The 13,039-nt window shown below is 45.2% G+C and carries 7 protein-coding genes; 4 read left to right on the top strand and 3 right to left on the bottom strand.

Translation table 11 applies throughout. The features are described 5' to 3' along the window. Nucleotides 1-144: 144 nt before the first annotated feature. The 3 genes from M0Q51_11425 (at nt 145) to M0Q51_11415 (ending at nt 2,795) form a co-directional block, all read left to right on the top strand. Nucleotides 145-555, top strand: a complete 411-nt coding sequence (locus tag M0Q51_11425) for a GxxExxY protein (GenBank protein MCK9400587.1) — start codon at nt 145-147, stop codon at nt 553-555. A 183-nt stretch (nt 556-738) separates the two neighbouring features. Continuing rightward, the gene (locus tag M0Q51_11420; protein ID MCK9400586.1) at nt 739-1,338 is read left to right on the top strand and encodes a hypothetical protein; all 600 of its coding nucleotides are present in this window, start codon (nt 739-741) and stop codon (nt 1,336-1,338) included. Nucleotides 1,339-1,691: 353 nt separating this feature from the next. Then, nucleotides 1,692-2,795 (top strand): Fic family protein, encoded by a 1,104-nt coding sequence (locus M0Q51_11415; GenBank protein MCK9400585.1) that lies wholly within the window; start codon nt 1,692-1,694, stop codon nt 2,793-2,795. A gap of 5 nt (nt 2,796-2,800) precedes the next feature. Here the strand turns inward: M0Q51_11415 and M0Q51_11410 are convergent, their stop codons facing one another. Genes M0Q51_11410 through leuS form a run of 3 tightly spaced genes read right to left on the bottom strand, consistent with a single transcriptional unit; the run spans nt 2,801 to nt 12,457 of the window. Further along, entirely contained in the window at nt 2,801-8,818 is a 6,018-nt protein-coding gene (locus M0Q51_11410) for an MG2 domain-containing protein (GenBank protein MCK9400584.1), read from the bottom strand. 31 nt (nt 8,819-8,849) lie between these two features. Further along, nucleotides 8,850-9,656 carry a DUF3108 domain-containing protein gene (locus M0Q51_11405; protein ID MCK9400583.1) on the bottom strand — a complete coding sequence of 269 codons (807 nt, stop codon included), beginning with the start codon at nt 9,654-9,656 and terminating at the stop codon, nt 8,850-8,852. Continuing rightward, nucleotides 9,653-12,457, bottom strand: coding sequence for a leucine--tRNA ligase (gene leuS, locus M0Q51_11400; GenBank protein ID MCK9400582.1), 2,805 nt, complete (start codon nt 12,455-12,457; stop codon nt 9,653-9,655). Before leuS ends, M0Q51_11405 begins: the two co-directional genes overlap by 4 nt. A gap of 95 nt (nt 12,458-12,552) precedes the next feature. Here leuS and M0Q51_11395 point away from each other — a divergent pair. Next, a partial coding sequence (locus M0Q51_11395; GenBank protein MCK9400581.1) for a permease-like cell division protein FtsX occupies nt 12,553-13,039 on the top strand: 487 nt, incomplete at its 3' end.

Genomic DNA, 13,039 nt, shown 5'->3' with positions numbered 1-13,039 from the left:
TGAATTGAGTTGGCATCTCAAGTACTTTTGATTTTTATTAACAAGGGCGGGTATATTTGGAGGGAATATGTAATTAATAGTGTATGGTGCGATTGCATTTTTTTAACCACTAAGGCATTAAGAACACTTAGAAACACTAAGGAAATGATTACGCAAAAATATATTAACGATATTGCTTACAAAATTGTGGGCTGGGCTATTGAAGTGCACAAAAATCTGGGTCCGGGGCTATTAGAATCTGTGTATCAAACATGTCTGATCGAAGAATTATCAGATTCCGGTCTGATTGTTCAATCTCAGCTATACGTATCGATAAAATATAAAGGAAAAGTTCTAGGCGGTCCGTTAAAGCTTGATCTCTTGGTCAATGACCTGATTATTATTGAATTAAGAGCTGTTGATGTAATGATTCCGTTATATAAAGCACAACTACTATCTTATTTGAAACTAACAGGTAAACCGAAAGGGTTATTACTCAACTTTCATTGTGAAAATATCGTAGAGCAAATGATTCCGCTTGTTACAGCAGAATTTTCCAAACTACCCAAATCCTAGTGTACCTGAGTGTTCTTAGTGCCTTAGTTAGTGGTTAATGATGTGTTGTATTAAAATAAAATTGAAAGCACATATAATAGCAAACGGTTTTTAAAGATATTTAGATGATTATCAAAGAATTCCAAAATGATGCTACTTTTGTTTATATGAACAATAAGTCGCGATAATTTTATCCGGACTGAAATGAAGCACATTACTATTTTATCGAAAATAATAGTACTAATTATTTCAACTTTATTGTCATTATTGGCTCATGCACAACCATCTATGGAACTCATATTTAATTCCCGAAACCATGATGAAGTATGCGGACCCATAGCTTGTACCCCGGAAGGAGAAATATTTTTTATTCTCTGGAAGGCAGAAAAGCCCAACTGGACATTTAATAATGGTAGTTCTAATTTATACAAGATTACCAATGACGGTGATACCTTGCGTTGGAATTACCAAAAACCGGATACTTTGCTATACTACTTAGCTTTGCTATATGACAATGCAGGAAACCTCGTTATCGGTGGTGATGCCTGGAGCCTTGACACCGCTGGTAATAAAACCAGTAAGTTTCAATGGTTCTGCAAATTAACGACTGATTTTGAAATTATTTGGCAAAAGGTATATAGAATTCAGACAACCGGCACATATCGCCAAAACCAAAGTATCTTGGTAGATTTACCTGATAACCATTACCTATATGCAAATTCTATCATACCTGATTGTAAATTTCAATTCAATTATATACCACCATTTCAGTTAAAGAGCATATCACTTTTCAAAAATAATTAATTTAAAAATCAGTTGTATTAGTGTTGAAGCAGAAATGCCTGTCAGTTCTTTTGAGATGTATAATTCTCTGGGATTCAATGTCTATTCTGTTAAAAATCCCGGGCAGATATTCGATATTCAAACTTCTTTTTTGAAGAATTCATTTTATTGTTATGTGGTTAAATTTGAGAATTCCCGGATAGTCACCGGAATTTGGATTAAAAATTGATAATTCTGATCAATTATAAATGATTTTCGCGGATTTGTTTCGTGCATTTGGCTGATAAATTTAATGAAAGTGCGGAGAATAATTATCTTATTCACCGCAGATATTGCGGAGATTATCATTATATTTGCCGCATATTTTGCGTAGAATGAGCACTTACATTTATCAACAACAAGACTGGCCAAATTTTACCTGGAATTATGAGCGAATATCCGGCATACTGGGAACGGTCAGAAACCTGCAAGGGAAACTAATGGGGAAAATGGAGGTTTTGGGCTTTTCATTAAGAGAAGAAGCCTTACTGGAAACCCTGACACTTGACGTGTTGAAATCTACTGAAATAGAGGGCGTTATATTGCCATCCGACCAGGTACGCTCATCGATTGCAAGGCACCTGGGAATGGATGTTGCAGGTTTGGATCCATCAGACAGGTATGTGGAAGGTGTGGTTCAAATGACGCTGGACGCAACACAGCACGCTGAACAACCACTCACACCAGCTCGGCTGTTCAACTGGCAAGCTGCTTTGTTTCCGACCGGCAGAAGCGGAATTTATAAGATCACCGTCGGTGACTGGAGGAAAGACGAATCGGGACCAATGCAGGTTGTTTCCGGGGCATACGGAAAAGAAAGGGTGCATTACCAGGCTCCTGCTGCTGTCGACCTTGATAAAGAAATGAAGGCTTTCCTGGATTGGTTTAACACGGCTGAAACCCTTGATCCGGTGATCAAAGCAGGCATTGCGCATGTGTGGTTTGTTATAGTCCATCCATTTGACGATGGAAACGGAAGAATTGCCCGGGCAATTGCCGACATGCAGCTTGCACGGGCCGATGGTAGCAAACAGCGGTTTTACAGCATGTCAGCCCAGATCAGGCATGAGCAGAAGGCTTATTACAATATTCTTGAAAAGACCCAAAAGGGCGGCTTGGATGTGACCGAATGGTTGCATTGGTTTCTGTATTGCCTGAATAATGCTTTATCGGCCACCGATACAACCCTTTCGAAGGTATTATTCAAAGCAAAGTTCTGGGAAAGCAACAGATCAGTGATCATGAATGAGAGGCAGCGGCTGATGATCAATAAGTTGCTTGAAGGGTTTGAAGGTAAGCTTACCTCTTCCAAATGGGCTATTATCAATAAATGTTCTGCTGATACAGCGTTGCGCGATATGACAGACCTGATTTCAAAGGGTATCCTTCGAAAAGAAGCCGCAGGAGGAAGAAGCACAGGCTATGAGTTGAATGGTTAGATCAATCATTCCACCGTCACCCTCAACCCTTCCGAATGAGCGCTGAACTCCGGCGCATAAAGGCACTGGATGGAGGTGATGCCGTTGGAAAACTCGCCTTTCTGCGTCACATTCAGCGGGTATTCAAAGACATATGTCCCTTTTCTCAGGTAATCGAAATAGAAATTTACCGAAGCATCTTTGATGGACTCATAATATCCAAGACCTCCCTGGTAGCGATAACCTGACAGTACATCGACGGGCTCAAAAGCCGCGGCACGCATATCTTTCATGTGGACATATTCCATGTCTCTGTCAACGCGGATTATTATCCTTGCTTTGACCTTATCACCCGTTTTCAGGATGCTGTTCTCGAAAACCGGCTCCAGGACCGGGCCGGAAGCGGTGTTGCGTTCGACATACAATTCCCTTTCAAGGTTTAACGGGGTTTTAGCCGGTGTAATCTTATCGAGATTTTCGAAATACTGCCAGTAAACTGCTCCCCAGGCGATGCCCTCATCTTTCTTGACCACTTTGACATTGCCCATTTCCGGCCTGATCTCAGTTCCGGTCTTGCTGACCTGGAAATATCCTGTTCCGGCCTGCACTTCAACGCCATCCATCGTTAACGGGTCGATCTTTTCATTTCCCATCGTGACTTCCACAAGCTGGTTACTGGCTAAAAGGTCAACACCGCGAAGCAGCAAGGCGTAAACCGCATCGGCCGTAGCCCTCGAGGTCTTCCAGTCCTGTGTCTGCTTTTGCTTGAGCAGCCACATCTTCATCTGCTCCACTGCAACCTGGTCATTGGTTACCTCCGAAAAAGCTTCGATCAGCATCGCCTGCCTTTCCACCGGCGCTTCCTGCCAGTAATATCCCTCCACATCACGCCAGTACATACCCATCTCTTCCGAAAACAGCGCATTCTCCTTCAATGAGTTGACGATTCCGGTCGGTGTATCCGCAAATCCCATCCGGTTCAGGGCAATCGCTATCATCCCCTGGATATATTTATTCTGGTCAATCCAGTATTGTGCCGCCTGGCCTTTGAAATACTCAAAAGCATCCTTGCTTGCAGAATTGATTTCAACAAAATCTCTCAGGTAACTGTAAGCATACAAATACTGAACCTGCGTGCAGCCGAGATGATTCTCATTCAACTTGTCTTTATCATGCTCGACGATATAATTGTAGTCCTCTTTTATCCGCTCGTCCAGGTAAGAGAAAGCCCGCTGGATTATATTAACCAGGTTTGGTTCCCGTTTCAGGTCAATCACTTGCAGCTGTTGCAGTTTGCCAAAGCCTGTAACGATAAGCTGGGTAATATAGCGGTTATCGGGCATGCCTTCAAACCATGACCAGCCACCATTGGGAGATTGCATCTGCCGGAGCTTTTCAAGGGAAGCCTGCTGTTCATTGGCCATCCGGTTGAGGTCAAAGAGCAGGGCGATGCGCTTCTTGCGTTCCGTTTCATTCCTGGCTTCCATCACCCAGGGGGTTTCGGCAATAAGGACAGCTTTCAGCTCCTGGTTTTTCTCCAGGTTTGAAAGCAGGGCATCCGGCGTGAGGTTCTTCCAGTTTTCAAAGACCTGTCTGATCTTTGGATTGGAATTAGCAATGAAAGCAGCCAGGGAATTGGCATAATATCGCGAAAACAGGCCATCTGAACTCTCGTGAGGGTTTTCGACCAGGTACGGTAATGCCTGTACCGCGTACCAGGCGGGGTTTGAAGTAAACTCCAGTGTTAACCTGTAACTCTTTATGGTGTTTGATTTGCCCGATTCTGCCAGTTTGCTGAATTTAAAGTTCTTCGTTCCTTTTCCGCTAATAGGCAATGGCAGGGTTTCAGTGACCAGCATACGGTTCGGCAATACCGGCACGACTATCTCTTCGCCGTCCGCGAAATCGCCTGCTGTTGCTTTTACGCGGCATACGATGGCTTCAACGCCATCGGGTATGCTGATATCCCAACGGTAAACCCCGCTGTTGCCTGTCTCGACTGAAAAGTCCCTGCTTTTAAGCAGGTTTCCCATCAATGTATCGATCAATTTCATTGTATAGGCATCGAAAAATTCAGCCTGCACCTGTCCCTGCAGCTTGATATCCGCCATGCTGACCACTTTGGCCGAGAAAGCGATCCGGTCGCCTTCCCGGAAGAAGCGGGGGGCATTGGTCATCACCATAAGATCTTTTCGGGTGACAATTTCTTTTTCCAACTGGCCAATTTTCAGATCTTTAGTATAGGCCAGGGCCATCATTTTCCAGGCTGTCAGGGATTCTGGGACGGTGAATTTTAAAATGACATCACCATTCTCATCTGTCCTTAATGCCGGGAAAAAGAATGCCGTTTCTGCAAAATTTCTCCGGATGGGCACTTCCGGGGTTTTCACGGTTACTTTTACCGGCTCTTCAGGTTTTTCCTGGCCTGTAATAGGTATTATTGCTTCTGCAACATTTTTTTCTACCTTGCCATCCATTCCGGGCACTGCCATGGCCGACCTCAGCTGCATTCCGTCAATGTACCGCGGATAAGGCCCACCATAATAGTTAAAGCCAAACCAATTGAGGTGATCATAAGACTGGATAGCCGGTGAAAGATCGAGCCGGGGCTTTTGGGAAACCAAATGGCTGTTAGCCTGCGTGAAAGCATCCATAACATTCCAGCCACCTGAGCTGTTCCGGAACGGGTAGAGCTCAAATATCCATTGATGCTCCCTGAAAGCATCGAGTGAAGCGTCGTACATCGAAGCGAGCAGTTCGGCGGCCACTTTTTCACCTTTCATCCCCGTTATCCGCAGTTTCCATTCCTCTTCCTGCCCGGGCGTCAGCTTATCGCGGAATGTTTCTGTGGTGATTTTCAGCTCCTTATCAGTAAAAGGTACGGTGATCTTTTCCGTAAGCTGGTAACTGTGGTTACCTCTTACAAAGGCCAGGTTCACAAAGAAATTACCCCGGTATTCTTCCCGGATGGGTATTTCCAGCCTTGTTTTTTCCTGGTTAAGGTCCAGCCATTTCCGGCTGATCAATTTGCCATTATTCACAACCTCATAAAGCAGCTTTACATTTTTTTCTGCCGTTCCAACGATAAATGAGGCCGTATCGCCCGGCTCGCCGCTGTTCTTCAGCATGGCATGCCAGAATGGCCGGTTTGATGGCATTTGCTTGTTTTCCGGGTTGAATGCCGTGAAATATTTTTTTACCTCCACTTTTTCCCCGAAAGCATCTGTAGCTTCTATGATCAGCAAATATTCGCCTTCCATCCAGTCACCCAGGTTTTCAATCGTGAAAACGGAGTCTTTCCCCGAATTTAAAGCTTTGTCCAATAAGATGTCTTTTCGCTTCCAGGTATCCGGATCATTCTCATTATCATATAATGTATAAGGAAATTCTTTCAGAAATTCATCCCTGCTCATGACAAACACATCCGGCCTTCCCCATGATCTCTCCCGGATCAGCCTGGCAGGGGCATCAAGCGGATAAACGGTAATCTTTACATCTGTGGTAACAGGTTGATTGTTAAGGTTTGTCACCGTCATTCTGAATGATTTATTTTTGCTGATGTCCAGTTTTTCCGGGATATTCAGATCCATCAACAAGGACTGATATCCAACCGAAAGGCTTTCTTCCGCGGAGCGAACTTCACCTGTCATATCGGTAACATCGGTATAAACCGTATAATTAAAAACGGGCTGGAATTTCTTATCAACCTGCAGGTCAGGGATTGCATTGAACGACACACGGAAAGACCCATCAGCAACAGTAACCGTTTTGCCGTTCGTGATCTCCACTTCCGGAACAGCCGGGAACCAGTTCCACCAGCTACGCCAGACGGGGAACCTGGCGGTCCGGACCACCCGGTAAGTCACCTCAGCCTGGTCTACTGCACTGCCGGCATAGGTCATTGCTTTACCGGTAACATTCACCACTTCGTTCAGTTTATAGCTCCCTTCCAGCGGATCTATTTCTACCCTGAAACGCGGCCTTTTATATTCTTCAACAGAAAAACTCACATTTCCTGATTCGCTTCGGATGCTCATTTCACCTGTAAGACCCCCGGAAGGTGCCGTAAAAGTTCCGTTAAAAGAGCCGAATTCGTTGGTTGTCATGGCTAATTCGGAAACTTTCTGGTTATTGACATCATAGAAAGTCACAACCGTAGTGAAATCAGGTTTGATCTCACTTTTCGCACCGGTATTTTCAAGGACAATGCCTTTAAAGTAAATCGTTTGCCCTGGCCTGTATATCGAACGGTCAGTGAAGAAATGGGTGGTCACCCTTGTTTTCTCCTCATTGTGAGGCGGATAGAGATGAAAATAGTTTTCGGTGTAGAAGAGTTCGTCACCTTGAGTAAATTCCAGATAAAAAGACTTGGAAACACTTGCATAAGATGGAATCGAGAAATAACCCTTATCATCCGAATAAAAGAAATTGAACGCTTTATTGTTGTATGACCTTGATAGGTAATCATACTCCCTGACAAAGGCCTGTGCTTTAACTTCCTTAAGGGGTGTTCCCTTATCCCTGTCGAGCACAAAAAATTCCATTTTGCCGTCCGGCTGATTGCCCTCACTTATATAGCTGATACTGGTAATCCAGCAAGATGTATAAGCGACTGACTTCCCATCAATAGAAAAATCCTGGTTATCCGAAATAAGGATAACGTAATATCCCTTGGGAAGGGCCGGAATCCTGATCTGTGTGTTATGTGCCTGAAAATCACCTTCTTCGGGTAATTTCAGTGTCCATTCTTTAACAGGCCTGATTGACTTGTATTTTGAGATGATGGTTTCGCCACGCTCCTTTTGACGAAGGTCCCGGTCTTCCTCCGGACTGATCCTGATCACCCTGAAAAACAATGTTGAAGTGTTTTTGAAAGTAAGGGAACCTAAAAAGGGAAGATCAGGCAGATTGGCATAATTAACAGTAAAAGCCAGGGATGGCTCAGTAATCTGGCTGAGCAGTATCGAACAGTTCTGAGCCCCGTCGCTGCCGGGAAAATTGCTTATAGTTTTTTCACAGGTTTCTTTCGCACTTTTTATTGCCCAGCGGTTATTATCAGATAAATGCGGGTTATATTCAGCACCTCTTCTATTGTATTCGAGGGCAATCTCATAAGCTACGCCGGCGGAATGCGGGTCGGTTGGATAACTGCTTTGAAGGTTTTGCAATGCTTTCAGGTATAGATCATGATGATTGGGCAACACCGAATATTGATCCGCAAATTTTATCCTGAGCAGGTCAACATCAATCAAGGCGGCAGGATCTTTATCATTCAGGTGGAAACGGATCAATTCCTGGAAAACCGACAATGCCTGCCATTTCAGGTCATCCTTCCCTGCCGGATTCAATTCATATGCAGCAAAATCCGCGGCCGGGGCAAAGAATACTTCCTGATCGAGATAGAATCCTGCAGCAGGTTTGATAACCGCAGGCTCTTCATTCATGAAATATTCGAGTGCGCGATGCGCCAGAAAATCATAAAGGGTCGGCCGGTAAATTTTGGAACCTTTTTCCGTCTGTAGGATAGGATCAAATTCATCAAGTTTGATCTTCTTTAATTGTTCTGCATCATTAATTGAAGCCAGATAGTTTTGGGAAACCGCATTCACCATCGTCTGTAGATCCCAGGTTTTGATTTCTTTCGGGTCAGGGTTGGAAATCCTTGTACGTTCCATGAATTTATACCTGTTACCCTGGTAATAACGCCAATAAAGTTCAGCCTGCACAGAATACAGGATCTGCCTGGCCGGGGAATTGCTGTTTTCCAGTTCCTGCCCGATCTGCTCCAGGCTGCTTTCCATGAAGTCCTCCTGGTAATCCGATCTCAGTTTGATCTGGTACAAGGCCGCTTTGAGGAATTGCGGGGCATTGTTGCCGGTTTTGGCCTGGAGATAAATGGAATCGACAATTTTCAGGGCCGACTGCGGAAGGCCTTTACGGACCAATGATTCCACTTCTTTCCATTCGTTTTCGTAAGAATTTTGTCCTAATGAAGACGACAAGCTGAATCCCAGGAGAAGCAGCATTAATATGGATTTTTGCATAATTATGAGGTTTGTATTTTAATGATATGAATCAATTTGAACTGTTTTCTCCGAAAGGATACCGCAACCCCCGGTACTCCACCAGTTCGATCTTTACCGAGCCGATGAAAACCGCTGAGCGCATCAGGACTGGAATCTTGTTGCGGTCATCGCTTACCCAGAGCTCCATCGGGTAAGGATCCTGGAAGATTTCCCCCACGGCCACACGGGGCTTGAATTTCATGCACTGGATCGCTCCGTATTCAGTATCAACCAATTCTCTTCCCATGAAAACAATTTCGCTGTGGTAAAGGGAGTCATCCAGAAAAAAATCGAGGTAATATTTATCATCCACTTCAGCCGTATCAAAATTCAATGTCCGCACAAAATAAAAGGCCGAAACGATGTCCTGCACATAAGGTGTTATCTCTTTTATGGCACGCTTGCTCCGTGCTGTTTTCAGGTTGTGGTCAAATAATACTTCATCATCCTTTTTATAACTCCCTTCACGGGTGCGGCGGACAAACTTCAGGGGCATCATGCCTTCCCGGTCAATGAAGGTTTCAAAACGGTCGCGGACCTTGTAAAACAAATTGAACAGGCCGGCGGAATTACCTGTCACGGTGATATGATATGTTTCCCGGCCGTTTGTTTTCACAAACTCAGGATCAATCTCCATCGTACCATAACCCGCCGTCACAGAATATGTTATCCAGGAATCATAAAAAACCCTGTATTTCAGGAATTCACCAGGCAAAAAGGTCTCGTTTTCTACCTTTCTGAATTCATTCTGCCCGAAGATCATCAGTGATAGCAAGAAGAAGAGCAGGAAATTTGAAATTTGAAATTTGAAATTCATATTACTACATTGATAATCTTCTTTGGCACAAAAATCACCTTCTTAGGCGGGTTCCCGCCCAGCCACTTTTGTGACTCAGGTGCGGTGATTACCGCGGCTTCAGCTTCCTGCAGAGTGATACCTACAGGAAGTTCAAGCTGGAACCTTAGCTTACCATTAAACGACACAGGATAGTTAAACGTATTTTCCCGGATAAATTCTTCGTTGAATTCAGGGAAACCTGCGAAAGTTATGCTTTCGGTATAACCCAGGCAAGACCAGAGTTCCTCGGCTATATGAGGGGCAAAGGAAGATATCAGGATATTCAGCGGTTCCAGGATTTCGCGCTTGTTACATTTCACGTCTGTCAGCTCATTCACGCAGATCATGAAGTTGGAAACAGCGGTATTGAATGAAAAACGTTCAATATCTTCCCTGATCCTCAAAATGGTTTTATGAAGAATTTTAAGCTCAGCGGGAGTTGGCTGATCACCGGAAACAGCAAAATCACCTTTTTCATCATAAAACATGCGCCAGTATTTCTTCAGAAACCTGAAAACGCCTTCAATTCCTTTCGTATCCCAGGGTTTGGAGAGTTCGACAGGCCCAAGGAACATTTCATACATCCTAAGCGTATCTGCCCCGTATTTCGCGATCATGTCATCCGGGCTTTGCACATTATGCTTGGATTTCGACATTTTTTCGATCTCCCATCCGCAGATATATTTTCCATCTTCCAGGATGAATTCTGAGTGTTTATATTCAGAGCGCCATTTCCTGAAAGCATCGATATCAAGGATATCATTGTCAACCATTTCGATATCGACATGGAGGCTTGATGTTTCGTAATTGTCTTTGAGGTTATAAGAAACGAAAGTATTGGTCCCGTTGATGCGGTAAACGAAACTTGACCTGCCCTGGATCTTTCCCTGGTTGATCAGTTTTTTAAAAGGTTCTTCCCGGCAGACCAGCCCTATATCATACAGGAACATATTCCAGAAGCGGGAATAAATCAGGTGGCCGGTCCCGTGCTCATCGCCACCGACGTACAGGTCGATATCCTGCCAATATTCATTGGCTTCCCTTGAAAAATAAGCTTTGTCGTTCCACGGATCCATATATCGCAGGTAATACCCGCTGGAGCCGGCAAACCCGGGCATGGTATTCGTTTCGAGCGGCCAGCCTTCAGGGGTTTTCCAATCCTTTGCCCTTGCCAGCGGCGGTTCCCCGGTTTCGGTGGGGAGATACTTGTCAACTGCCGGCAGTTCCAGCGGCAGCTTGCTTATATCCAGCGGGTAAGGCATCCCATCCTTGTAGTAAACCGGGAATGGTTCTCCCCAATAACGCTGGCGGCTGAAAATAGCATCCCTCAGCCGGTAATTCACCGTACCGTAACCGGCGCCCAGCTCCCCGATCCTGCGAATGGTCGCTTTGATGGCTTCCGTGACTTTCATCCCGTTGATGAATCCGGAATTGATCATAATGCCCTCTTTGGCATCATAAGATTCTGACCATTGGCTGGTGTCAACCGGAACTTCATCTTCCTTGCGGACTACCTGTATGATAGGAAGCCCGAAATGACGTGCAAAGGCAAAGTCGCGGCTGTCATGCGCCGGCACTGCCATGATGGCGCCTGTTCCGTAACCCGAAAGGACGTAATCCGCCACCCAGATCGGGATTTCCTTCCCGGTCAACGGGTTGATTCCGTAAGCCCCGGTAAATTCACCGGTGATGCGCTTCACTTCCGTCATCCGGTCGCGTTCGGAGCGGTTTTTCGCCAATTCGATATAGCCGTTCACCTGCTCTTTTCGATCAGATGTCGTAATTTGTCCGACAAGTTCGTGTTCCGGGGCCATTACCATGAAAGTAGCGCCAAACAAGGTATCGGGCCTGGTGGTGAATACTTCAATGGTGGTTCCGGCAAGATTACTGTTAAGGTTCCTCGTGGAAAGCTTAAAACGCACCGAAGCCCCTTCCGACCTGCCGATCCAGTTTCGCTGCACTTCTTTCAGTGACTCCGTCCATTCGAGTTTCTCGAGCCCGTCTAGCAGCCGCTGGGCATACGCTGAAATTCGCAGCGACCATTGTTTCATCTGTTTACGCTCCACCGGGTGGCCCCCACGTTCCGAGAATCCATCTTTCACTTCATCATTGGCCAAAACGGTTCCCAGCGCCGGGCACCAGTTCACCCAGGTATCTGACAAATAAGCGAGGCGGTAATTCATTAAAACCTGCTGCTGTTCCTTTTCGGTCATTGCTTTCCAATCGGCCGCCGTGAAACTTTCCACAGGATCACAAACAGCTTTCACATCTGCGTTGCCATGGCTTTCAAATACAGTGATAAGCTGTTCCACAGGCTCCGCCCGGTTTGTCGCCTGGTTATACCAGTGCCTGAAAAGCTGGATGAAAGTCCATTGTGTCCATTTGTAATAAAACGGATCGCTGGTCACCACTTCACGGTCCCAATCGAACGAAAAGCCGATCTGATCTAGTTGTTCACGGTAACGGACAATGTTTTTAGCTGTGGTTTCGGCCGGATGGGTGCCGGTCTGTATGGCATACTGCTCTGCCGGCAGGCCATAGGCATCAAATCCCATCGGGTGGAGTACGTTAAATCCCTGCAAACGCTTGTAACGGGTGTAAATATCGGAAGCTATATAACCCAGCGGATGTCCCACATGCAATCCTGCCCCGGATGGATATGGAAACATGTCGAGCACATAATATTTGGGCTTGTCAGAAGTATTGAAAGCCTTGAATGTTTTGTGCTCCCGCCAATATTGCTGCCATTTCTTTTCGATCTCGTTGAAATTATACTCCATAAATGGTTCAGGATGTTGGTTCTGTAATCTTTGAGGCTGCGAAGTTAGGAAAATTTAAGGAAGGTCTGTTTTAGAATATTTGGTATCTTCGTGCCATGACGAGCATGGAAGAAAAATATTCCCGCAGACGATACCATTCAAGTGTGGCCACCACGGTAGTGAGTATAACACTTGTTCTGCTAATGCTGGGTTTGCTGGCCCTGACCGTTTTTCACGCCAAAAAACTTTCTGATTATGTCAGGGAGAATATTGGTTTCAGGGTTTATATCAAAGAAGATGCCCCGGTTGAAGATATTATCCTGCTCCAGAAACGTCTCAATGCCAAGGCTTTTGTCAAAACTTCAGAATATATTTCCCCTGAACAGGCTGCCAGAGAACTTACGGCAGAGTTGGGCGAGGATTTTATCGATTTCCTCGGCTACAACCCGCTCCCTCCATCCATTGACCTGAGAGTAAGGGCAGTCTATGCCAACGTCGATAGCCTGGAGCTGATCGAAAGCACCCTCATGCAGGAGCCGGTCGTTAAAGAAGTTTTCTACCAGAAATCACTGGTTCAGCTTATCAATAAAAATATCCGGAGGA

This window comes from Bacteroidales bacterium (genome assembly GCA_023229505.1).
Lineage (GTDB): Bacteria > Bacteroidota > Bacteroidia > Bacteroidales > JAGOPY01 > JAGOPY01.
This window is presented reverse-complemented; position numbering and strand designations above follow the sequence as displayed.

Coding starts and splice junctions, on each gene's coding strand:
- M0Q51_11405 (MCK9400583.1), bottom strand. CDS start 9,656: ATGAATTTCAAATTTCAAATTTCAAATTTCCTGCTCTTCTTCTTGCTA.
- M0Q51_11420 (MCK9400586.1), top strand. CDS start 739: ATGAAGCACATTACTATTTTATCGAAAATAATAGTACTAATTATTTCA.
- leuS (MCK9400582.1), bottom strand. CDS start 12,457: ATGGAGTATAATTTCAACGAGATCGAAAAGAAATGGCAGCAATATTGG.
- M0Q51_11415 (MCK9400585.1), top strand. CDS start 1,692: ATGAGCACTTACATTTATCAACAACAAGACTGGCCAAATTTTACCTGG.
- M0Q51_11410 (MCK9400584.1), bottom strand. CDS start 8,818: ATGCAAAAATCCATATTAATGCTGCTTCTCCTGGGATTCAGCTTGTCG.
- M0Q51_11425 (MCK9400587.1), top strand. CDS start 145: ATGATTACGCAAAAATATATTAACGATATTGCTTACAAAATTGTGGGC.